Here is a 23802-nt window from a genome sequence, read left to right as displayed (position 1 = left end):
TCACTTGAGGGGATTATGTCGTTTATCAGAAAAGCCCTATTTACATCCCTGGGACTTGTTGTGAGCCTCAATGCCTCAGCGATGGACCAGGACACCTTCCGAAAAGCTTACAAATCCCTTCCTGAGAGCAGCGCCTCCGAGCGCCTCATTGCCCTGCAGGATTTACGCTATCGCTGGATCATGGAGAGTTATCCCAGCCAGGCAACCTACGAGGGCTATCCCGGGCAAAATCATCGCTGGGTGGATAACTCTCTTAAGTCTGTGGAACTGCGTCAAAAGCAGACCAGAATCCTTTTAGGGGCTGCACGTAATATCGATCAAAGCGATCTGCCAGCCGAACAGCAATTGGATTACCAGCTGCTCTACCAGGACTTGTTGGGAGAAGTGAAAGGCTTCCAGTTCCCGGACCACCTGCAACCGCTTACCCATATGAGCGGCATCCAACGCAGTATACCGGAAGTGATCAACAGCATGCCCAAGCGCACTGCAACCGATTATGAGACGATAATCAGCCGTCTGGAAAGGTTGCCAATTCTGATTGAACAAACCCAGGGGCTGATGCGCCGGGGCCTGCGCAAAGGAGTCACACCACCACAAATCACCCTGCGCGACCTACCGCGTCAAATACGCGCACTGGTACCTGCCGCGCCGGAGCATAGTCCATTGCTGACTGCATTTAATCAAATGCCTGAGGCCATTCCAGCAACTAAGCGGAAAAGCCTGCAGCAACGCGCCTATGCCATTTACAGCAAACAACTGGTACCGGCCTGGCAGGGTATGGCTGAATTTGTTGAGCGCAAATATATTCCCGAGGCCCAGATAGATACCGCTTTAACCAGCCGCCCTGATGGTCTGCGCTGGTACGCCCATAAAGTGGAAGAGAATACCACCACCGACCTCAGCCCCGAGGAGATCCACCGCATTGGGCTTGCGGAAGTGAAGCGAATTCGCGGGGAGATGGATAGAGTTATCCAGAAGACAGGCTTCCAGGGAGACTTCAAAGCATTCACCGAGTTTCTGCGTACCGACCCGCGCTTTTACCACACCAGCCGGGAGGGGTTACTGCGGGATTACCGCGATATTGCCAAGCGCATTGATGCAGAGCTGCCCGCTCTGTTCGGCACCTTGCCACGCCTGCCCTATGGCGTGAAACCTATACCCAGTTATTCAGAACAATCCCAAACCACAGCTTATTATCTGCCCGGCTCCAACGAAGCTGGCCGTGCAGGTATCTTCTTTGCCAATACCTACAACCTGCCCAGCCGCCCAAAATGGGAAATGGAGGCGCTCACAGTGCACGAGGCGATGCCGGGTCACCACCTGCAAATTGCCTTGGCACAAGAGCAAACTGATATTCACCCACTGCGCCGTATGGCTCTCTATACCGCATTTGTAGAGGGTTGGGGCCTTTACTCCGAAAGTCTCGGTTACGACCTGGGCCTGTATAAAAACCCCTACAGCGAATTCGGTGCACTCTCTTACGATATGTGGCGTGCAGTGCGTTTGGTTGTGGACACCGGTATGCATCAGCTGGGCTGGAGCCGCGAGGAAGCGATCGAATACTTTATGGAAAACAGTGCCAAACCGCTCCACGATGTAACCGTCGAGATAGACCGCTACTTAATTTGGCCCGGCCAGGCCCTGGCCTACAAGCTAGGGCAGCTCAAAATTAAAGAGCTGCGCAAAGAGGCGGAGGAAACCCTGGATAGCAATTTCGACATTCGCAGTTTCCATGACGCTCTGTTGGGATCTGGAGCACTGCCACTGAATATTCTTGAAGAGCGCATGGACAACTGGCTGGAAAGCCAGGCCTCTGTATCTGTTCACATCGACATGCAGCAAGCTGAACAACCCGCCACCAGCTAACGATTTTTTGCGGCAGGGATTGCCTGCCCGCCTATTTATTCTCAATTTTCACCTACCTTTTGCAATGGAACACTGATCCATTGCAAAAGGGTTTTCTATCGGTGAACACTCACTACGACCTCGCCGTAATTGGGGGTGGCAATGCCGCTCTGTGCGCAGCGATAACTGCTGCCGAACTTGGGGCCAAGGTGATTATCCTGGAAACTGCCCCCAAGCCCTATCGAGGCGGCAATTCCCGCCACACCAGGGATATACGCTGTATGCACCGAGGCCCCCTGGGTCCACTGGAAGGTGATTACAGTGAAGACGAGTACTATGAAGACCTGCTAAAAGTTACCGGGGGTAAAACCAATGAGCAGTTAGCTCGGCTGGTTATACGCTCATCAGAAAAAGCGCTTCCCTGGATGCAAAAGCACGGCGTTCATTTCCAGCCGCCTCTGTCCGGCACACTATCCCTCACGCGCACAAATGCTTTTTTCCTTGGCGGCGGTAAGTCCCTGGTTAACGCCTATTACCGAACTGCAGGCAAATTAGGTGTTGATGTGCTGTATCGGGCACACGTTAAGCACCTGCAGCTAGAGGGCAATCATATTACTCGTGTCGACTATGTTTACGAGGGACAGCAATACCAAATTGAACCCAGGTCAGTTGTAGCAGCCTCCGGCGGATTCGAAGCCAATCTTGAGTGGTTGGAAAAAGCCTGGGGCCCAGCTGCTGAAAATTTCCTGATACGCGGAACACCTTATAACCGGGGTGTGGTCTTGGAAGATTTACTGGAGCAAGGCGTGCAGTCCGTCGGAGATCCCACCCAGTGCCATGCAGTGGCAATTGACGGGCGAGCGCCGAAGTTTGATGGGGGCATAGTAACCCGCCTGGATTGTGTCCCCTTTTCCATCGTCGTTAACAAGGATGCCCAGCGCTTTTATGACGAGGGAGAAGATATTTGGCCCAAACGCTATGCCATCTGGGGCCGCCTTGTCGCACAACAGCCAGACCAGGTGGCTTTTGCAATTATCGACTCCAAGTCTTTAAAAATGTTTATGCCGTCAGCATTCCCTCCTACCGAGGCGAATACCTTGGAGGAACTCGCGGAAAAAACCGGTTTACCCTCTGAAAAACTGATCGATACCATAGCAACCTTCAATGCTGCTTGTGGCAGTAGTGACGCTTTTCACCCCACCGAGCTGGATAGTGTCGCCACTACCGGCCTGACACCAGAAAAAACTAATTGGGCCCGCCCCATCAGCGAGCCACCATTTTACTGCTATAGCTTGCGCACCGGGGTTACCTTCACTTATCTGGCGCTCAAGATTGATGAGAATGCCCAGTGCAGCACTGCCACAGGGCCGGTAAAAAACTTGTGGGCTGCAGGGGAAACCATGGCCGGGTCAATCCTTAGTCAGGGATATTTGGCTGGGTTGGGTATGATGATCGGCACCGTTTTTGGGCGTATTGCTGGAAGGGAAGCCGCTAACTATGCAAATGGATAATTTGGAAGAGGCACGGCGGCAAGCAGAAATCTGTAATGCCTGTCGCTATTGCGAGGGCTACTGCGCCGTTTTTCCAGCACTTCAACTACACCGCTCTTTCTCAGAGGGAACCATCACCCAGTTGGCCAATCTCTGCCACAACTGCCGAGGTTGTTACTACGCCTGCCAGTATACCGATCCCCACGAATTCAATATTAATATTCCCCAAGTCATGGCCGAAGCGCGACAGAAAAGCTGGGAAACTTTTGCCTGGCCGGGAGGTATTGCTAGAATGTTCCAAAAACGCGGCAGTCTGATCGCCCTGGCTACTATCATCGGATTTGCCATCATCTTTTATGTAATAAGAGTATTGAAACCCAGTGGTGGTGAGGGCTTCTACGCAATTGTTTCTCACGCCACTATGACCAGTATTTTTTTACCGGCCTTTCTTTATCCGCTGTTTAGCCTGGGGATAAGTTTACGTCGCTACTGGAGGAAAGTCGGCGGGGAAAAAATTACCTGGGGTCAATTTAGAAGTGCATTAATTTCAGCAGGAAAACTAAAGAATCTATCCGGGGGCCACGGAGATGGATGTAACTTCGAAGAGGAAGACCGATTCAGCAACCAGCGACGATACGCACACCAAGCTGTTCTATACGGCTTTTTATTGTGCTTTGCAGCCACCTGTTCGGGCACAGTAATGTATTACTTTCTGAACATGCCAGGGCCATACTCGATTTTTTCTGTACCCAAATTACTTGGTATCCCCGGTGGATTACTCATATTAGTGGGGTGTAGCAAGCTTATTCAGCTAAAGCTCAAGGCTGATCCAGAACTTGGCTCAGCAAGGGTTTGGAGCGGGGAGATGGGGTTTGTTGGCCTACTGTTATTCATCGCACTCAGCGGTCTATTACTTTTTTCCCTCGGGGGGACAGCCGCACTCCCCCTACTATTGGATTTACACTTGGGTGCAGTTCTCGCATTTTTTTTACTCACGCCCTACACTAAAATGGCTCATGGTTTTTATCGCATGGCAGCGTTGATTCGGGACGCTCAAATGAAATCCGAAAGCAAAAAGTAAGGCCTTATTACACTACCAATCAAAATTGATTCCAAAGTAAATTGAACGAGGCTCTCCAGGGAAATAGCGGCTACCACTAAAACTACTGTAATCCGCGCGCTCAGCATAGGCTTTATCGGTAATATTCAGTATTCGAGTAGAAATTTGATATTGTTTCCACTGCCAGGCCAAATGGAGGTTCAGTAAGTCATGTCCTGGATACCGATGAGCATTTTGAGGATCTGTAAAATAGCTACCCTGATGTAACCATTCAAGCTCCGCTGATACCAAAGAATTCGGAGACCAGTGAAGTCGATAATTACCAAAGGTCTTTGGCGCAGAATCTACAAGCTTTCCATCCAGTTCTACACCTTGCAACTCCCTTTGATCTGCATAGCGATGTTCTGCATAGCTGGTACTCACCTCTAGCCGTAAGCTTTCAGTAAATTCATAATCTACAGCCAACTCAACTCCCCAGTGCCGGGTTTTGCCATTGGACTGGTTAAAATAGTCGGCATCACGGAATATTACATTCTCCTTTTTCATCGTATAAGCCACCCACTCATATGACAAAGAGTCGCCTATTTTCCTCAGCCCTACTTCAAAGCTATTAATTTCCTCTGGATCCAGCTCTGCTACCGTCTGCTCTCGCTGTAATCGATATAACTCTGTCGCTTGGGGTACACGATAACCCTGGGCCAATTGAGTAAAGAGTTGTAGTTCATTACTTAACCATAATAGCGCTCCCAACTTGGGGGATATATTGTTAAAACTATCTTTTCGGTCATTTGGCCGACTAAACCGACAGCCTCCAAAGTCACAGGGTAATCCATTTTCATCTGTGCGCCCGGAAAGCATTTGATTGTCGTAGTCATAGTGTGCAGATTCAATCCTGACTCCACCAGTGACTTCTAATTGATCATTAACCTTCCAGGTTGCCGATGCATAGGGGGCGAGATTCCAGGCTACGACTTCATAATCGTAGTGCTTTCCCACTGGTATGGTTGCCTGCAGAAATTCAGAGCCCTCAGTAACACTCTCTTGGGCTTCCAGGAGATATCCTTTACTTAATTCAGTATCAATACCGGTTAGCAGATTAAGCTTTTCACCCAGTTCCAGATAATATCCGCTTCTTATCCCAACACTCTCCTGGCCATTTTCCTCCATTGGTTGCCCCGGTAAATAATGCTGCAGAAAACGCATGTCAGTTTTACGGAGGTAAGGAGCCAAATGTAATTGACTAGTTTGATTCACAGGTATATCAATCAGAGAGTAAAATCTGAGAGAATTGGCATCTCGAAACGCCTCTGGATTAGGGTTGATACGACTCAATCGACGATTGCGGTAAACTCCGTCACCCTCGAGGTAACCAGCCGTCTCCTGCTTTAAGCTTGTCGCTACTAGACGAGTTCGAACTCTGCTATCACCGACCTGGTGGGTATACTGGATGCTAGCCTTTTGCTGGTCCAATCCTGACTGATCCCTATATCCTCCATCAGTCATCAAATACAAATCTGCACTGATCACATCACCTTCACTACTGAGGCGATGATCTGCTGATACACCCAGTCGATAGTAATCGTGGGGCCCCGCTTCAGTATTGAGAGATCCATTCTTTCCTTCTACAGGATCGCGGCTGATAACATTGATCAATCCATGCATTGCATTAGAGCCATAGAGGGTACCAGCAGGCCCTCTAACAACTTCGACATGCCGAGCTGTCTCGCTGAAGGATTCAAATAACTCATTGATATTACAAAATCCATTTGCTCTCAGTGGAATCCCATCTTCTGCTGTCAACAAACCACCACAGGCTCCTGCACCAGTCAGTACTGGAGAACGTATGGCTGGCAGGTATTCCTGTCCATTCCCTCTTGCTAGATTTGCTCCAGGTACACTCACCAAGCTTTGTTGAATATGGGTATTACCACTTTTTCTGAGTACATCGTTATCTACAACAGAAATACTCTCCATCCGCTGTGAAATGTCCTGTTCATATCCACCCGCAGTCACAACGATAGTTTCAATCTGAGTTTCACTGCTATGTGAAAAACTGATCGGAAGCAGAGCCAGTGCAATATAACCCAAAGTGATCTTATTTATGATCCTCAAGTCCACATCCCTATTCTTTAAAAGATAGAATATCTTATGTTGTGACCAGATAATATCAGAAAATCATATTCATAATCCTTATAAATATTAGCTAGCTCTAGCTTCCTTACTAAATGGCGTAGAATTTAATATTTTACTTCTCGTTACTCTTTACGCAATAAAAAATGCAAGTAACAATCAGACAAAGAAACAAAAAAGATCAAAACTCTTAACAATTTTTACAGAGAGATTATCTTTCGAGTACAAGCACACTAAAGTATAAAAGTAAGTATATTCAGAGTTCTGCACTAGTCATAAAGAAGAATAGATTCTGTATAATTGTATATACTATCACTATAGAAAATTAGTTGGCGCTAAAGTAACCAATATAAACCTAAAACACTAAATCAGGATAGGTGCTAACAGCATAACCATATAAAAACAAAGAATTTATTAACGTGGTCAGGAGCTAGCTTCACAGAGTAGGGCTTAAATATTTTAGCCAGATCGAAGATCTGGCATCGTCGACATACTTAGATTTAAGCCTTCATATATACAGATAAAGATTTAAACAGGTCATGTCTCTCACTGTTTTCTACTCTATTCTAATCTCTTTCATAATAGGTATAACCTTGCATACTTGCATTGAAGGTCTTAATTATTTGCTGGCGTTCACGAGCACTAATACGCCCACTGCGAACAGCCGCTTCAACCTTATTACGAAAACGCGTCTTTACTTCATGCGGCTGATACTCGACATAACTTAAAACATCCTCAATAGTATCCCCATGAACCTCTTTCACAAACTCAAAGCTGGCATCTGAATTCAGTCTCACACTGACAACATTCGTATCACCAAATAAATTATGCAGATCACCTAGAGTTTCCTGATAAGCGCCCACTAGGAAAACACCGAGGTAATACTCCTCGCCGTGCTTTATTGAATGCAGAGGTAAGGTTTTTTCGACTTCCTGGTTGACTACGAATCGCTCAATTTTTCCATCACAATCACAGGTAATGTCGGCCAAGATAGCACGCCGACTTGGAGTCTCATTTAGTCGATGAATAGGCATAACAGGAAATAACTGATCAATAGCCCAGCTATCAGGTAAGGACTGAAATAAACTAAAATTACCATAATAGATATCAGCTAGTGAATCTGCCAAGCCTTCCAGATCTTCAGGTATTCGCTCCATTTCTGAAAGAGTCTCTTTTATACGATGCAAAACATTGTAATAAATTGTCTCTGATACAGAACGAACACGAAGATCTATTTGGCCACGCTTGAATAATTCGCGAACTTCGTCCCGATAAAACTGCGCATCATTGAAGCACTCTTGCAATCTTTGAGGCTTCAAATAAGTCAGAATTTCACGCATATTTTGAAGCAATTGATGCTCATCTTCCTCAGCTTCTTTTAGCTCTTCTGAGTCGAAACTTACAACATCAAGGATATTAAAGAGCAAAATTGATGTGTAGGCTACAGTAGCACGACCAGACTCCGTAACAATTATCGGGTGGGGTAAGTTCTTGCTATCTAATGTACTCTTAATAGTATCAATAATATCTTCGCAGTATTCCTCAAGTGAGTAATTGCGGCTTTGCCCGGTACTTGACTGTCTACCAGTGTAGTCAACTGCTAAACCACCACCTAAATCAATATACTTTAATGCCGCGCCCTCTTTACATAAATCGGAGTAATAGCGACAGGCTTCTAATACACCACCGCGGATATCACGGATATTCGGAATCTGAGAGCCCAAATGGCAATGTAGTAACTCAAGGCAATTGAGCATTTGATGCTCTTTTAAGTAATCAACCACATGTATAAGTTGGCTTGATGACAGTCCGAATACACTTCTCTCACCACTGGTAGCACTCCAATGCCCGCTCACTTGAGTCGTCATTTTAACGCGCACCCCAATATGAGGAAAAATATCTAACGCTTGACTTCGCTTTACAATAATCGGCAATTCGGTTAAGGTTTCAATAACAAAGATACATTTCAATCCAAGTTTTGTTGCCTCTAACCCCAATTCTATAAATTCTTGGTCCTTATAGCCATTACAAATAATTAGGCTATCAAGTTCTTCGATGGTGGATAAAGCTGCAATCATTTCAGCTTTACTACCAACTTCAAATCCATGTTGATAGCGAGAACCAAATTGAGCTACTTCATCGACAATTTGGGCCTGCTGGTTTACTTTAATTGGATAAACACCTTGGTATTTATTCTGGTAATCCAGTTTTTCGATTATCTGACGGAATGTTTCATTAAGTGAGCTAATACTTTTATCAAGAATATTCTCGACACGCAGCAAAATAGGCATGTGTAAACCGCGGTCCTGCATACCCTCTATAATTTGAATCAAGGGAACAGCGTCTGCCTCATCATCACTAGGATTTTTTATGACAACATTACCCTGTGAATCTATATCGAAATAACCATTGCCCCACTGGTTAACACCATAAATATTCCTTGCCTCAGCTATATTCCACTGAGTATTAACTTCACTCTTGAATTTATCTTTCTCTAACATCTTTTTACCATTAAGAATTCATTAGATTCCACTGAAGTGAACATTCCACACCTTGCGCAAATCGTAAGAAATGGGAATCAATGCAATCTATGATCTCTTTTAACTCCGCATCAGAGTTAGCACCACAACGCAAATCCAATTGATCTCCACTTCCGTTCATATCACAGAAACCCATATCAAACTCAATATAGCCGCTATCGCTGCTCCAGCGGGCATTAACTTTGTGAGCGAAGTGCTTACATAAACGCCTAATCATCCTCTCGCTGTCAATGTGAATTACCGTTGAAAAAGCTAAAAATTGGCTATCATGCTCAGCCTCAAATTTATTAATAGTGCTCATATCCCCACTTCTTAATTAAATCACTTTATGCCGAGCCAACTTTTAAACGAAAAGATGTATTCAGCAACTAACATATTTGGTAATGATAATCATTATCAAATATGTTAGTTGCTTTCATGGCCGAAAAAAACCACTTTTACAATTGTTACGGCAGCATAATAGCTAATAAAAACTGTCGATAATTAAAACGTTTTGAACTCAAAGACAGCTTTAAGCTTGCTAATGTTAAACAAGCCTGATTAGAATTTTAGAAAGGAGAAAATACTTGAATAATGCCTAAGCCGATACTTAGTACACCTAAATTTACCGTTTAACTTAAGCTAGTCTTTTATTATGAAAATCTATAACCTTTGCCATGAATCGTAGCAAAGCGGTCAGCCGATATACCAACTTCAATAAACTTTTTCCTGATACGACTAAGATGCATCTCAAGGCTTCGATCATAACGGGAAAATTGCCTGTTGAGTACCGCACGATATAAAAATTGCTTACTAACTACCTTGAATCGGTTCTCAGCGAGTATCCAAAGTAATCGAAACTGAATAGGTGTAAACGCTAAATTATCTCCCCTATAAAAAACCTGCTGCCTTGATTTTAATAACCTTAAATGATCGATATCAATCTCACCCTCAATGTTACTTTCCCCCTTGTGAGTTCTACGCAGTATTGCGTTTACACGCAGCACTATCTCGGTGGGATCAATCGGTTTGGATATAAAATCATCAGCCCCTTGCCGAAAGCTCTCTATCCTTTTTGCCGTTGTATTAATTGAAGAGAGAACAATTACAGGCGTTTGCCCCCAGCTACGTATAGCCTGTAAAGGTGATAAATCATCATTGGTGGGCAAAAACGCATTAACTAAAATAAGATCAAAATAGTCTGCGGGCATTACCATCAACCCTTCACTAACATCTTGACATTGAGTGACATTAAATCCTTGCTTTTGCAAAGTGCCGCTCAATTGTCTGCTTATTTTAGTATCACTTTCCAATAATAAAATATGCGCAGTTGCCACAACAGCCTCTTATCCACAACCAAATTAAAACTTGAATTTTTTGAATCCAAAATTATTCATAGCGCAAAAATACTCTCGCCCGCCGACGACCTTAATATGGGGGAACCCGACTGGAACCTACACATAGCTCTTACTTTTGACGTCTGACAGTAATTTTAATAGTACATTTTCTAAACTATTTTCAATGGATACACATATGACTTACCAGGACATTTAGCACTGCAAAACATCAATACTGCTGCGCACTTCCTGTACAACCATTGCACGGGACACGCCACCAACACGCTTAGTGCCCAACACAATATTGCATTGACTCAAACAAAAATCTATTCACATTTAGAACATCAAAACTTCACAATGCAGCTTTATGTATCAACCTAAATTCACCGATATTAATGATAATCACTATCATTTGCAACAAGTGGAATATATAATACTGCCTCAGAACCTATTTTCTCATGATTTGAGACACTTTAATGTCAGCCCAAAATCCAGCGCTTTCCGGTCGTATCGTCAAGACTTTTTTTTACTATGTGCTACCTTCAATAGTCGGCTTAGTTGCAATAACAAGCGCCAACCTGATTGATGGCTTTTTTGTCGGCAACACCATAGGTACAGACGCTCTCGCTGCAATCACTCTAATGATCCCGTACTTCACCTTGTTGATAGCTATTGCCATCATGCTGGCAATAGGCGGGGCTGTGAGCGTAGGTAAAGCCATAGGTGAGAAAGATCCGAAAACAGCAAACGCGATCTTCAGCCAATCCCTTATTGCCGCTGTGGTTATTAACACTCTGTTAGCGCTGGGCAGCTTAGCCTTCAACGATCTACTTTTTGAAATACTTAATATTTCAGCACAGGTTGCTATATTAGCAAGGGAATATTTCGACGTCATTCGCTGGGTGTTCATTTTACAGTTAACCACAATGGTGCTGTATTATTTTGTACGTGCTGATGGCCATCCGATATTAGCCACATGTGCATTAGTAATCGGCGCTGTTCTCAATATTATTCTCGATGCCTGGTTTATCGTGTACTTGGAATTCGGATTAGCTGGGGCTGCTTATGCAACTGCAATAGCACAAGTTATACAATTCTTGGTATTGAGCCGTTATTTTTTTAGCAAGAAAAGAACACTTAAGTTCGAATTACAACAAAGAAACTGGAAACTACTTCTTAACTCAGCTTATAACGGTATATCAGAGTTTATAAACGAGATATCTGTTGGTATTATTTTTTTCATTCTAAATACTTTAATGATAATGCGGCTAGGCGTAGATGGTGTAGCGGCATTTACTCTGGTCAATTACTTCATTTTCTTAAGTGTCATGCTTAGTTATGGTTTAGCTGATGCACTTCATATCGTTGTCAGTCAAAATTTTGGCGCTCGGCACTTAAATAGAGTGAAATCTTTTTTGTCAATTGCAATATTAAGTACCATCTGCCTGGGTATCATAATCGTTGCACTGCTCGTTTTTTGGCCAGAAACTGTTCTGAGTTGGTTTACCAATGAACAAGATCAGAAAATATCCCGAGTCAGCATGCAATTGCTACCATTGTTGCTTCCACTATTTTTAATTAATGGGACTAACATCGTCTTAACCTGTTACTTAACAGCAATACACAAACCAAAACCTTCAGCTTTAATTGCTATTAACCGCAGCTTATTATTCCCCGCCGTATTTTTGATTGCCTTTTATTATATGTTGCCCAGCTGGCACTTATTACCAGCAGCAATAAGTGATTTATCATTTATTGTTGCACTGCCATTAGCAGAATGGTGCACCTTTTTGTTGGCCGCCTATTTTTGCTACCAATACAGGCCTACGAAGCTGAAAGTGAATCAAACTTCAGTCTAAGTAACGCCAAGTGAGATACAGCTCTAAAACAATAGTAACAATTGTAAACTTACTTGCTGGTGAGAATGTGTATCATTATCATCTGGGTAAGTTCTTTTACTTAGTATCTCCAGGAGAATATCGTCATGCCATTCACCGCAAAAGAGCTGGCGGAAAAGGCTTCTTTTCAAGCATTTGCTAATGCATATATAAGAGAAGTTGACCCCGGTGTTTGGCATACAAGCTCTGATTGGCAATTACAAACTGGTGTGGCCCTTGAAGAAGAAAATGGTTATGCACTAGAGCTTTATTTGAACGGAACTGGAGTTACACTTGCTTTGGAGGCTTCTTATCGTTCAATTGTCGGCCGACATGTATTTACTAAAAGCTATCGCAAATTAGCAAATCAATGGAATTGGCAACCCATAGATTTTACTTCTGCGATTATGATGTTAATAGATAACATTTATGCAAAAGATAATAATCAAAACAATAAGCCAAATACTCCAGCCAACAAAATAGAACTATTAAATCGCACTTTAGAAAGTCTTCAAATCATGCAGGATTATCTTACTAAGCGACTAGATGATCCTACACTTAATAGCTCCGATTATATTTGTTCTGAACAGTCTCTGTTATTTGGACATTGGCTTCATCCAACACCCAAGTCACGCCAAGGCATTCACTCTTGGCAACATGAAAAGTATACGCCGGAATTGAAATCTAAATTTCAATTACACTTTTTTGCCGTGTCGAAAGATCTTCTGGAGCAAGATTCTTTACTCGACGAGAGCGTTGAGGAAATTATCAATAATATATTAGGGGCCGATATCGATATTGATATTGATATCGATAAACAACTAATACCTGTACATCCCCTACAAGCACAGTGGCTGTTACACCAGGACTATGTTCAGCATTTACAACGTGACGGATTAATTGTCGACTTAGGTCTTATGGGTAAGATGTTTACGCCCACTTCTTCTGTCCGCACTTTGTACTGCAGTGAGCTGAATTATATGATTAAGCTCTCGATCCCTGTAAAAATAACTAATTCGCTAAGAAAAAATATGGCTCACGAATTAGATCCGGGATTAAATGTTGGAAAGTTGTTCTCATTAAGCAACTTCAAGCAAAAATTTCCACAGTTTGTTTTAATTGAAGATCCTGCCTTTATTACTGTTAAATTACCTAATATGCAGGAAACAGGCTTTGAAACTATTATACGGCAAAATCCATTCAGTAAAGATACAAACAGTCTAGAACTACCCACTGTTTCAATCGCTGCATTGGTACAAGATCCTATCTTATCCGGAACTCAGTCTAAATTAGCGCAGCAAGTTTTAAGCTTGGCTTCCAAACAGGGCATTAGCGTAGAAGAAGCAGCGTTAAAATGGTTTAATTGTTATTGGCAATGTGCAATTGAACCAACAATTAGACTTTACGATAGTCAGGGTATTGGTTTAGAGGCTCACCAACAAAATTCTCTATTAACTATTTATGATGACTGTCCAATTAGATACTACTATCGAGACAATCAAGGTTTCTACTTGTCAGAAAAAATGCAGGATGAGTTGCTCGAAGCTGTACCTGAGTTGAGGAATAATCCTGACTTATTTTATCCTGACAATATGATTGCAGACCGGTTTGGATACTATCTTTTTGTCAATCAGTTATTCTCAATTATTGGCCGTATGGGACAAGATGGCCTTATTGATGAGAATAAACTATTACAATTAAGTTACAGCAAGCTTAACCTTCTAAATTCTAGGGTACTGACAAGCGTCGGCAAAAACTTTACAGATAGATTATTTAATAATTCTAGTATTCCCTGCAAGGGAAACCTTCTAACTCGCGTTGAAGATGTTGATGAGCTGGAAGCGGAAAAAGAATTAGCTGTTTACACTAATATACGAAATCCTTTCTTCGACCTGCATCAAGAAAGCTTGACTATCCATAAGCAAGTTAACGAGGTGACTCTTGCTCACAGTTAACCCACAGCAGTATTTATCTCAACAAGACTTAGAAATCTCTCCTTATAAAAATTCTGACAGCCACTTAGCTGAAGAAAAAAGAGTGATTCGCCAGCTCTTGGAAGCATTGTTGTTCGAGCACCTTTGTGATTACTCTTATCACGATGGTTTTTTCTATTTTACATTAGGAAGATCTTTTTATCGTGCTTCAGGAAGAATTTCTGGTTTTAGTCGAATTAGAATCAATGCAGAAGAAATGTTTTTTTCTCAAAGAGATGAAAAGCATGTAGATACAAAACTTCAGGCACAATGGATAAAAAACATATCTCAAAGCATTGATTGGCAACCAATAACACTAAATGCCCTTGTTGAGGACTTGCCTACTTCAGTAGTAGTAAAGAAAAAGCTGGCAATTGAGCTTGAACAAACTGTTAAACTTTGCCAGTGGAACAATAAGCATTTAAACCGCCATATAAGCCGTCGTGAATTAACATATACCCAGTTAGAGTCTGCAATTGATGAAGGGCACCCTTATCATCCATGCTTCAAGGCACGAACTGGGTTTAGTGAGCTTGATCATAAACTTTATGGTCCAGAGTTTGGCAATAATTTTCAACTACATTGGTTGGCGATTAGACGATGCTATTTGAAGCGTCGATTTAACTCTGTAACTGAAAAAATATTTTGGGAAACTGAGCTTGGCAAACAATGTTACCAGCAGTTAAATACACAAGTTAAAAATCTAACTTCCGATAGTACTGCATTTTCATTGATGCCCATCCATCCATGGCAGTGGAAGTTTTTAAAAGATAAACTTGAGCCCGCTATTGCTGATGGACAAGTATTTTACCTTGGAGAGGCTGGCGATCAATATCAAGCCAGCATTTCTATTCGTACATTATTAAATATTAGCCATCCTGAAAAAGCTAATATAAAACTACCTTTGAATATAATTAACACTTCTTCACTACGCACTATAGAAAGTCATACTATTTGTACTGCACCAGCTATATCAAACTGGTTAATACAAATTCTGGAGTCGGATAACTACCTGAAGCAAAATATGATTTTGCTGGCGGAGTACGCCGGAATAAGGCCTACAAATGATGGCACTGAACATCAGGCATGGATTGAGAATCTTGATGGTCAATTGGGTGTAATCTTTCGACAGAGCCTCCTCTCATACTGTGATGAGAAAAATGTAATACCTTTTGTAGCCCTAAGTATAATAGAACAAGATGGCAGCCCTTTTATCGAGCCCTGGATTGCCGAATATGGTTGTCATAGCTGGCTGGAGAACCTGCTCGAAAAGGTGGTTATTCCCATATGGCACTTACTAGTTCATCACGGTATTGCAATTGAGGCACACGGGCAAAATATCTTATTGCAACATAAAGATGGTTGGCCTGAAAAAGTTATAGTGCGCGATTTTCATGAAAGCATGGAGTACGTTCACAATTACTTAGCACAACCGGAATTAGCTCCTACTTTTACTGACTTCGAGGAAGAATATAGTTTTGGCGGGCCAAACCAATATTATTGGATGGAAAGTGTCGAAGCTTTGCGCGAACTTTTAGTAGATACCTTATTAGTTTTTAATTTATCTGACCTGGCCGTATTACTTGAAGATTACTACCAATTTCCAGAAAGTGAATTCTGGAAATCAGTTTATCAGAGCTTTAGAAAATATCAGCAATCAAACTTAACTGATCAAAAACGCATAGTCCAAATCGATTTATTCCAGCCGGAAATTAAAACCGAATCACTATTGGATAAGAAATTTCGCGGGAATCGTGAAACAGAATTTCATCATCAGATAAGAAATCCGTTAGCAGACGCTGCTTTACATGATGCCCAAAAGGAAACCTCCAAGACATCAATATCAGTGCCAGCAGTACCAGGAAAATCCTATGCTTACAATAAATGATAAGTTTTATAGTAAAGAAGACTTTAACGAGCAACAGCAGTCCTATGTCTCAATAAATACTATTAACGAGAGTAACGCTGTTGCGGTATGTGTTGAAGATAATTTTATTTGGTTGACTCTATGTTATTACTTAAAGTCAAAGAAAATATCTGCCATGCCTATCCACCCCAGTGTTCCAAAGGATACTGCAAAGCGTATGGCAGAAAAGGCTGGCTGCGAATTGCTGATTTATGGCGACTTAGCAGGATTAATTGAGCTATCGGCAACTAATTTGAATAAATCAGAAGCAGGTATTATTCAAATGAGCTCCGGCACCACAGGTGAGCCAAAATGCATATTGCGAAGCTGGGCGGATATTGATATTGAGGTAAAGAGTTATTGCCAGGCTTTCAGCGACCCGGACAGCATGACTCCAGTTGTCGCTTGTCCCGTTACCCATTCATATGGATTAATTTGTGGCGTAATGGTTGCTCTGAATCGAGGTCAGTCACCACTGATAATTAGTAATATCAATCCTAAATACCTTATCAAGAAGCTGCAGAGTTGTCAGCGTCCGCTTTTGTATTCTTCTCCGGTAATGTTGCAGGGATTATTACGTTTATGGCCGGCCAATAGCAAACTATTTGCTGCTATGACTTCAGGTTCCACTATGCCACAACAGGTATTTGAGCAGATTCAGGCACGTGTAGAAAACTTATATCAACAGTATGGATGCTCTGAAGCGGGCTGTATTAGTATAGGACAGGATTTATCTGCTGCTAACGATCAAGGAAAGCCATTACCTCATGTCGAAATTACCTGTGGTAATCTCGACAATAAACAGCAAGAGATAGTTGCTTATGTAAAAACTGCATCAGGAATTAAAACTGTTAAAACACAGGATGTCGGCTATTTGAGTGAAAATGGTCGACTGCATTTTCTTGCACGAATGGATGACACAATCATCGTATCAGGGCTAAATGTATATCCTGCAGAAGTAGAAGATATCATACTTGAACACCCGCAAGTTAATGATGTAGTGGTATTTAAGATAGATGATAAATTTGCGGGCCAACGAGTTTGCCTACAGTATGTCGCTTCCCCAGCAATAGACCCCTCCGAACTACGCCAATGGTGCAGTCAACACTTAGCACTATTTCAAGTACCGCAAATATTACAGCCGGTCGATGAGATAATGCGAATGGCTAACAGTAAAGTGAACCGTAAGCAGATTGCGCTGAACTATCAACAGAACATACTAACCAGAACAAATAAATGTAATGAAGGAAAACAAGCTGAAAGAGCCAACTAGTAAGTAGGGGCTATCTATTGAGCAAACAAACAATATATTAATTATGCAAAAGACTGAAATAGTAGATTCGATTCAGAGCATACTTACTAATGAGTTGAATCTAACACATATAGAAGATGTTCAGCTTCACTCCAAGCTAAATGAAGATTTATACCTTGATTCCGTACTGATCCTGCAAGTACTTATTAGCTTGGAATTAAAGCTGGGAATTGATATACCCGATGAAGCCTTGAACTTGAAGGATTTTGATACAGTCGATAGCTTTAGTGAGTTTATATTAGGCCGGGTTAACTATAAGAGCGAGAATGGCGCTTCTCCCAAATATACCGATCCTCAAGAGAAATCAGGAGTCGAAATAGCTCCAGCAGAACAAGCTGAAGAGCAGACAGAAGAGTTTGAGGATATCAAAGTACATTGTTTTGTGAGTTGTCTATGCGAGTGTATCAAAGCAAATGATCATGTTGACCATAGACCATTTTATTTTGGTGTATGGGACGCCGATGTTGTAGTTGATACTGATTATTGTATCAACTATCACGCTGAGAATTTGAACCATGACTTCTTTCGAAACTGGTTCGAGAAAATTTATGGTGTCGAGGTAAAGTCCTGGTACAACCAAGGCTTATCCAAAAGCGACAATATTAATACCTTACTAACATTACTAGACAATAAATCTGCCAGTCAGAACATAATGGTAATGCTAGATATGTATAGGTTGCCAGAACGCGAAAATAAGTTTAACCAGAATCCATTCCCTCACTACGTAATGCTGGAGAATAGCCAAAATCCAGAAATGTTATTTATGTGGGATCCTGATTTTCGCTGGGAAGGAGAGCAAAATAAAAAACAAGTATTACACGCAATTGAGTCGGATGCTGTTGCTGGCGGTTATATCTTTGATAGCAGCCAAATTAAACCAAGCTCCAATCAGGCAATCCATGACTATTTTACTGCCTGTTTGAACTTAAACAATAATCCGATGACGGATGCTGTGCGAAAAATTGTCAAGGCACATTTGGCTCCTGAAAGTCAGCTCTGCCCCTCTAATTTAAGCCATGCTCTCACTCAGCTTCCCGTATTGGCTATTCGAAAGTATGCCTACGAACATGGCTTAGCATATTTTATGTTGCAGCTGAATTTGGATTTTGATGAATTTGAGACATGGTGCGACATTATTGAAGAGTTAGTTTCCACCTATAAGCAGATTCAATTTCGCTCTATGAAAATTGCGAATTACGCTACTGAAGGAAACTATCCATCCGAATCATCGACAGATATTAAAACAGAAATCATGCAGCTACTGGATCAACAAGATCAGCGAGAATTTAAAATCAAACGTCAGCTACATACATTATTTCAGCAATGGCAAAACCATGTAGCTATTACTAATAAAGAACGTTCCAATGAGGTGTGCATATGATTTTATCTATCTGTACAATCTCTTTTCGCCATCAACTGGTTTCAATTGATCATTTGGCAAAGTGGGCGAAGCATAATCATTTTCAGGGTATAGAATTGTGGGGAACTCACGCAAAAAATCTCGCCTCTCAACCAGAATATAATAAAGATTGGTTGGCGGACTACGGCCTAAAAATCACGATGTTAAGTGATTATTTAGCGCTATATGCCACTGAAGCAGAGTTACATAAACAAGTAGAACATTTATGTTACTTAGCAAAACATTGGGGCGCTAAGAAAATTAGGACTTTTGCCGGCTCCGAAGCAAGCGCAAACATATCTGAGCATGGCTTTGCACGATTAACAAAGACGTTGCGCAAGGTCTGTCATTGGATGTCCCGACATGACCTCAATTTGATTATTGAAACACATCCCAATACATATGCGGATTCCGTCCCAGCAACAAAGCATTTATTACAGAGCGTTGCTTGTGACAATCTTCAAATCAATTTTGACGTACTCCATGTCTGGGAATCAAAAACTGAAGTGATCCCAGCTTTTGAGGCTTTAAAAGATAATATTAATCATATCCACTTAAAGAATGTAAGTTCTGCAGAATTCCTGAATGTGTTCTCGCCTGCTAATGTATATTCTGCTTCTGGCTCGCGGGAAGGTATTGTCCCGCTGTTTGATGGCGCTGTTAATTATCAGGAATTCATAAGTCATATTAGTCAACATCCAGACAAGAGAGTCCGCAACATTGAAGCTTCACTGGAATGGTTTGGTGATGACTGTAAAGAAACACTAGCTAGAGATAGATACCTAATTCAACAACTTCAGCAGTGTCGCGAACCACTAGCCATTTAGTAAATTGGGTCTGCTAATTTCTAGGAAATCTGGCAGACCCAAGCTATCAACTCTTAATCACGGTAAATTTTCGTTAAGTCTTGGTAATGATCGACACGTCTATCTCGCAAGTATGGCCAAATACGACGTACTTGTTCACTTTTCTCCATATCTATATTCGCAATTAGTATCTCACCATCACTTTCACTTGCACAGGCAAGTAGCTCGCCCTGTGGGCCACAGATAAAGCTATTACCCCAAAAATCAATGCCGGCAGAACTTCCACTGGGATCACTTTCATGGCCCACACGATTACAACTAATAACTGGTACGCCATTCGCTACCGCGTGAGACCTTTGTACAATTTTCCAGGCTTCAAGTTGTCGTTGTTGCTCAGCCGCATCATCGCGCGGGTCCCATCCAATTGCGGTTGGGTAAATCAGTAATTCTGCTCCAGCCATTGCCATCAGTCGGGCGGCTTCAGGAAACCATTGATCCCAACAAACCAATATGCCCAACTTGCCAATACTCGTCTCTATAACTTCAAAGCCCAAATCACCAGGCGTGAAATAAAATTTTTCGTAAAATCCCGGATCGTCCGGAATATGCATTTTTCGATACTTTCCGGCAATAGAGCCATTTTTCTCCAATACTACTGCAGTATTGTGATAAATACCTGCAGCACGCTTTTCAAATAGAGAGGTCACTATGACCACGCCGAGTTCTTTTGCAAGCCTTCCAAAATAATCCGTACTGGGTCCAGGGATCGTCTCAGCTAAATCGAATAAACTCACATCTTCTGACTGACAAAAATACAGGCTACGATGCAACTCCTGCAGCACTACCAAATCAGCACCTTCACTCGCTGCGGCACGTATTCCCTGAGTTGACCTATCAATATTTTGTTGGCAATCAACAGTGTTATCTTGCTGAACAAGTGCCACTTTAACTATGTTACTCATTAATAAATTCGCTAGATTGTTTAATTTTAGATTAGATGCAAAAAATTTTTTTAACGCCTAATTAGCCAAGAGGTTTTTCGGCAGCTGCATAGTTAAACAATGCAAACTACCGAACTGTTCGATAATGGGCCGGCAATTAACCGCAACTATCTGATGCTCCGGAAATGCCATCTGGAGAGTTTGTAACGCCTCAGTATCTTCTTCAACATCATATACAGGAGCTAGTACCGCATCATTGATAATTAGAAAGTTGGCATAAGTGGCAGGTAAACGCTCGCCACTTGCATTTGCTTGTCCGCTAGGCCATGGTAATTCCAGCAAATTAAATGGTTTCCCATCAAGCGAGCGCATTTGTACTAAACTCTGCTTCATTTTCTCAAGTTCATCAAAAAAATGATAACCACTTTCATTACAGCCCTGATAGACAATAGTTTGGCCAGGTGCGAACCGTGCAAGAGTGTCGATATGACTATCTGTATCATCGCCCTCTAATGCGCCATGATCCAGCCATAGAATATTCTTTGCACCTAACTCAGTTTTTAGTAGTCCCTCGATATCCGCTCTTGTCATGCGGTGGTTACGATTTTTATTTAGCAGACAGCGCTCAGTCGTTAAAAGGTTACCCTTTTCATCAATATCTATTGCTCCACCTTCAAGAACGACGTCAATTTTTCGCCAATTACAGATACCCAATTGCTTAAACATTTCCTGGTTAATCTGATTATCTAAATCAGCCGGGTATTTGCTTCCCCATCCATTAAACGTAAAATCGAGAGCAACAACTTCTCCTTGGCTGTTCACTACTGAAATTGGGCCATGATCTCTCGCCCAACTATCATTTGTGGCAACAATAACAAACTGAATATTCTGAATTATTACATCAGCCCCATGTAATAACTGGCTAATATATATTTTTAAAACCTCATCATGACAAACGACTACCAGTTTTTGCCGAGCAGTTATAGCTTCGCAAATAGAAACATAAACTGCTTCTACTTCGCTTAGTATCGGTTTCCAATCAGTATCCGCATGGGGCCAAGTGAGCATTATTGCATCTTGCTTTGCCCATTCAGGTGGCAATCTATTTGACATAAGTGTTAATTACTTTATCTGATAGTTATTTTAAATTTACAGGGGTATTGAACCAACACCAAATGATAATAATTATCATTACAATGATATAGAAAAATACACTTCGCGCAAGTTCGGGCTCTGATTTAAATAGACTTTCGCACAATTTTATCGTTTTCCAGATTTCATCTGGAAAACAATGCAAAGCCCTCTCAGTAAAGATTTTATTTATTTAGCATGCTCCAACTTCCTCCGAAACAATGCACTTGGCAATGTAACTAATAGCTAGCGTTTTAAGAGCTCAAACAGGTCCGGCTGCACTTTGAGATTAATTACTGGATGGGAGCGAGGCACAGCTCTCCACCTGACTTTCAATAAAGCCATCTCAGCTATTCTCAACTATATCTGCTCTAATACGGGAAGGACTTATTTACTGACATGTCAACATTGATTTCTCCGCTAAAAGCAAATCGTTGAGTCTTTTTAAAGGAATATCATGGCTTGGTTCTACTTAATACTCGCTGGACTATGCGAAATTGGCTGGGTGCTGGGGCTAAAATTTTCACAGGAAAGCAATACCCGCCTGTTAGGTATAGGTATGGCCGTAGTATTTATCGGGATCAGTGGATTTCTTCTGTGGCTGGCGCAGCGAGAGATACCTATTGGTACTTCCTATGCGGTCTGGACTGGAATTGGTGCCGCCGGTGCCTTTATTGTAGGCGCGATATTTTTTGGTGATCCAACCAGCCTTGGACGCTATCTGGGAGTTTTGCTCATTATCTTAGGCGTTGTCACTTTAAAACTCTCTCATTAATGGAGAAGCACCCGGGAAAACTCCCGGGCGCCAGCTCTATTAATCCTCTGAATATTTGTGTTTACGCGCCTGGTTTTGCACAGATCGATACATCTGGGATAGCGCTCTCTCCCCTGCCCGCTTCTGCGCGAGAGTTTGACCGTTACGGCTTAGTTCATGTTGCAGTTTTTGCCAATTGCGCAAGCGCCGATCATCCAACGAACCACCCGTTATTGCCTCTTGTACCGCACAGCCTGGTTCTGACTGGTGCTGGCAGTCAGAGAAGCGACACTCTCTGGACAAGGCCTCAATATCAGAAAAAGTCTCCGCCACGCCATCTTCAACATGCACCAATCCCAGCTCCCGCATTCCAGGGCTATCGAGTAACAGCGCTCCCCAACTCAGGGAGTGAAGAGAGCGTTTCCGTGTAGTGTGACGCCCTTTACTATCGGCTTCGCGAATGGTCCCAGTCTCAGCCAGGGATTCGCCAGACAGCGCATTTAGCAAAGTGGATTTACCCACTCCAGAGGAACCTAACAGCGCGATAGTTTCCCCAGGTAAGCACCACTGGCGCAGCTGTGCCACGCTTTCTCGATCCAGGCTATTTACCATTGCAGCGGGTAATTCGCCGAATGGACGCAATGCCTGAAGAAAAGGGGCTGTATCTTCACACAGGTCGGCCTTATTCAGTATCAGGTGTGGGCTGCAACCAGACTCCCGAGCCAGAGCCAAATATCGCTCAATACGTGAGAGGTTAAAGTCATCATTCAGGGAGGAGACAATAAAAACACTATCGACATTGGCGGCGATCATCTGCACCTGATGCCCCCCAGGTGCCATGCGCTCAAACTGGCTGCTGCGGCTCAACAAACGCACGAAATATCCACTGCTCTTCTCTAACAACAGCCAATCCCCCACCGCGGGCAAATTAGCCACAAGACTCCCGGTTAGCGGAAGGGACACAGCCCCCTGCTCGCCGGCCAATTCCAGGCGACTGCGGTGTACAGCCATAATCCGCAGCGGCAAACACTGCTCGAGTTCTTCGAGCGTCAGCTGCTGTTGGAAAAAAGACTTCCAACCGAGTTTTTGTAGCGGAGAAGCTTCCCGCTCAATTTTGATAGATGGGGATTTAGTGCCGAATCTATTAACAGACCGGCGGGTAAAGTGAGATTTACTCAAGATTGAAACCCTCTGGGCGCAATAAAGCACCAAGCGACCGCAGATACGCGGCCAACAGAGCTTTCTCAGGGAAAGCCCGACGTCTAGGAATCTATCGCCGGGCGTGGGCAGCTGGAGGCTGCTACTGGACCCGACGGAGGGTT

The 23802-nt window shown here is 42.7% G+C and carries 17 protein-coding genes; 10 read left to right on the top strand and 7 right to left on the bottom strand.

All coding sequences use genetic code 11. The features are described from left to right. Positions 1 to 15 precede the first annotated feature (15 nt). The 3 genes from ACJJIR_RS02635 to tcuB all read left to right on the top strand — a co-directional run bounded on the left by ACJJIR_RS02635 (position 16) and on the right by tcuB (position 4416). Entirely contained in the window at positions 16 to 1866 is a 1851-nt protein-coding gene (locus tag ACJJIR_RS02635) for a DUF885 domain-containing protein (RefSeq protein ID WP_444907238.1), read from the top strand. Positions 1867 to 1946: 80 nt separating this feature from the next. Continuing rightward, positions 1947 to 3356, top strand: a complete 1410-nt coding sequence (gene tcuA, locus ACJJIR_RS02630; RefSeq protein WP_444907237.1) for an FAD-dependent tricarballylate dehydrogenase TcuA — start codon at positions 1947 to 1949, stop codon at positions 3354 to 3356. Further along, positions 3343 to 4416: a tricarballylate utilization 4Fe-4S protein TcuB gene (gene tcuB / locus ACJJIR_RS02625; RefSeq protein ID WP_444907236.1), complete on the top strand. Its 1074-nt coding sequence runs from the start codon at positions 3343 to 3345 to the stop codon at positions 4414 to 4416. The genes tcuA and tcuB overlap by 14 nt, the downstream gene beginning before the upstream one ends. Positions 4417 to 4428: 12 nt before the next feature. Here tcuB and ACJJIR_RS02620 read toward each other — a convergent pair whose 3' ends face one another. The 4 genes from ACJJIR_RS02620 to ACJJIR_RS02605 form a co-directional block, all read right to left on the bottom strand. Beyond that, positions 4429 to 6507, bottom strand: a complete 2079-nt coding sequence (locus ACJJIR_RS02620) for a TonB-dependent receptor (protein ID WP_444907235.1) — start codon at positions 6505 to 6507, stop codon at positions 4429 to 4431. A 584-nt stretch (positions 6508 to 7091) separates the two neighbouring features. Further along, entirely contained in the window at positions 7092 to 9026 is a 1935-nt protein-coding gene (speA, locus tag ACJJIR_RS02615) for a biosynthetic arginine decarboxylase (RefSeq protein WP_444907234.1), read from the bottom strand. A 10-nt stretch (positions 9027 to 9036) separates the two neighbouring features. Then, the gene (locus tag ACJJIR_RS02610) at positions 9037 to 9366 is read right to left on the bottom strand and encodes a DUF2218 domain-containing protein (protein WP_444907233.1); all 330 of its coding nucleotides are present in this window, start codon (positions 9364 to 9366) and stop codon (positions 9037 to 9039) included. 331 nt (positions 9367 to 9697) lie between these two features. Further along, complete coding sequence (locus ACJJIR_RS02605) at positions 9698 to 10381, bottom strand: response regulator transcription factor (protein ID WP_444907232.1); 684 nt, start codon at positions 10379 to 10381, stop codon at positions 9698 to 9700. Between the two features lie 476 nt (positions 10382 to 10857). Here ACJJIR_RS02605 and ACJJIR_RS02600 point away from each other — a divergent pair, with 476 nt between their 5' ends. The 6 genes from ACJJIR_RS02600 (at position 10858) to ACJJIR_RS02575 (ending at position 19675) form a co-directional block, all read left to right on the top strand. Further along, complete coding sequence (locus ACJJIR_RS02600) at positions 10858 to 12240, top strand: MATE family efflux transporter (RefSeq protein ID WP_444907231.1); 1383 nt, start codon at positions 10858 to 10860, stop codon at positions 12238 to 12240. A gap of 125 nt (positions 12241 to 12365) precedes the next feature. Then, complete coding sequence (locus ACJJIR_RS02595; RefSeq protein ID WP_444907230.1) at positions 12366 to 14213, top strand: IucA/IucC family protein; 1848 nt, start codon at positions 12366 to 12368, stop codon at positions 14211 to 14213. After that, on the top strand, positions 14200 to 16119 hold the full coding sequence (locus ACJJIR_RS02590; protein WP_444907229.1) for an IucA/IucC family protein: 1920 nt from the start codon (positions 14200 to 14202) through the stop codon (positions 16117 to 16119). The genes ACJJIR_RS02595 and ACJJIR_RS02590 overlap by 14 nt, the downstream gene beginning before the upstream one ends. Then, complete coding sequence (locus ACJJIR_RS02585; protein WP_444907228.1) at positions 16103 to 17410, top strand: AMP-binding protein; 1308 nt, start codon at positions 16103 to 16105, stop codon at positions 17408 to 17410. The genes ACJJIR_RS02590 and ACJJIR_RS02585 overlap by 17 nt, the downstream gene beginning before the upstream one ends. Positions 17411 to 17453: 43 nt before the next feature. After that, positions 17454 to 18830 carry a DUF6005 family protein gene (locus tag ACJJIR_RS02580; RefSeq protein WP_444907227.1) on the top strand — a complete coding sequence of 459 codons (1377 nt, stop codon included), beginning with the start codon at positions 17454 to 17456 and terminating at the stop codon, positions 18828 to 18830. Further along, the gene (locus ACJJIR_RS02575; protein WP_444907226.1) at positions 18827 to 19675 is read left to right on the top strand and encodes a sugar phosphate isomerase/epimerase family protein; all 849 of its coding nucleotides are present in this window, start codon (positions 18827 to 18829) and stop codon (positions 19673 to 19675) included. The genes ACJJIR_RS02580 and ACJJIR_RS02575 overlap by 4 nt, the downstream gene beginning before the upstream one ends. A 53-nt stretch (positions 19676 to 19728) precedes the next feature. Here ACJJIR_RS02575 and ACJJIR_RS02570 read toward each other — a convergent pair whose 3' ends face one another. Together ACJJIR_RS02570 and ACJJIR_RS02565 are read right to left on the bottom strand one after the other, a co-directional pair. Then, positions 19729 to 20616, bottom strand: coding sequence for a carbon-nitrogen hydrolase (locus ACJJIR_RS02570; RefSeq protein WP_444907225.1), 888 nt, complete (start codon positions 20614 to 20616; stop codon positions 19729 to 19731). A 57-nt stretch (positions 20617 to 20673) separates the two neighbouring features. Then, the gene (locus tag ACJJIR_RS02565) at positions 20674 to 21708 is read right to left on the bottom strand and encodes an agmatine deiminase family protein (RefSeq protein WP_444907224.1); all 1035 of its coding nucleotides are present in this window, start codon (positions 21706 to 21708) and stop codon (positions 20674 to 20676) included. 475 nt (positions 21709 to 22183) lie between these two features. Between ACJJIR_RS02565 and ACJJIR_RS02560 the strand changes: the two genes are divergently transcribed. Then, positions 22184 to 22501 (top strand): DMT family transporter, encoded by a 318-nt coding sequence (locus ACJJIR_RS02560; RefSeq protein ID WP_444907223.1) that lies wholly within the window; start codon positions 22184 to 22186, stop codon positions 22499 to 22501. Positions 22502 to 22540: 39 nt separating this feature from the next. Here ACJJIR_RS02560 and rsgA read toward each other — a convergent pair whose 3' ends face one another. Further along, positions 22541 to 23659, bottom strand: coding sequence for a ribosome small subunit-dependent GTPase A (gene rsgA / locus ACJJIR_RS02555; RefSeq protein WP_444907222.1), 1119 nt, complete (start codon positions 23657 to 23659; stop codon positions 22541 to 22543). Positions 23660 to 23802 lie beyond the last annotated feature (143 nt).

Source organism: Microbulbifer maximicatervae (SeqCode) (assembly GCF_052467385.1).
The sequence above is the reverse complement of the archived record's forward strand: the minus strand, read 5'-3'. Positions and strand labels throughout refer to the sequence as shown.

What these genes read in the sequence shown, in the direction of transcription:
- ACJJIR_RS02595 (WP_444907230.1), top strand. Translation starts at nt 12,366, where the DNA reads ATGCCATTCACCGCAAAAGAGCTGGCGGAAAAGGCTTCTTTTCAAGCA.
- ACJJIR_RS02560 (WP_444907223.1), top strand. Translation starts at nt 22,184, where the DNA reads ATGGCTTGGTTCTACTTAATACTCGCTGGACTATGCGAAATTGGCTGG.
- ACJJIR_RS02635 (WP_444907238.1), top strand. Translation starts at nt 16, where the DNA reads ATGTCGTTTATCAGAAAAGCCCTATTTACATCCCTGGGACTTGTTGTG.
- ACJJIR_RS02585 (WP_444907228.1), top strand. Translation starts at nt 16,103, where the DNA reads ATGCTTACAATAAATGATAAGTTTTATAGTAAAGAAGACTTTAACGAG.
- ACJJIR_RS02570 (WP_444907225.1), bottom strand. Translation starts at nt 20,616, where the DNA reads ATGAGTAACATAGTTAAAGTGGCACTTGTTCAGCAAGATAACACTGTT.
- speA (WP_444907234.1), bottom strand. Translation starts at nt 9,026, where the DNA reads ATGTTAGAGAAAGATAAATTCAAGAGTGAAGTTAATACTCAGTGGAAT.
- tcuB (WP_444907236.1), top strand. Translation starts at nt 3,343, where the DNA reads ATGCAAATGGATAATTTGGAAGAGGCACGGCGGCAAGCAGAAATCTGT.
- ACJJIR_RS02610 (WP_444907233.1), bottom strand. Translation starts at nt 9,366, where the DNA reads ATGAGCACTATTAATAAATTTGAGGCTGAGCATGATAGCCAATTTTTA.
- ACJJIR_RS02565 (WP_444907224.1), bottom strand. Translation starts at nt 21,708, where the DNA reads ATGTCAAATAGATTGCCACCTGAATGGGCAAAGCAAGATGCAATAATG.
- ACJJIR_RS02580 (WP_444907227.1), top strand. Translation starts at nt 17,454, where the DNA reads ATGCAAAAGACTGAAATAGTAGATTCGATTCAGAGCATACTTACTAAT.
- ACJJIR_RS02600 (WP_444907231.1), top strand. Translation starts at nt 10,858, where the DNA reads ATGTCAGCCCAAAATCCAGCGCTTTCCGGTCGTATCGTCAAGACTTTT.
- ACJJIR_RS02575 (WP_444907226.1), top strand. Translation starts at nt 18,827, where the DNA reads ATGATTTTATCTATCTGTACAATCTCTTTTCGCCATCAACTGGTTTCA.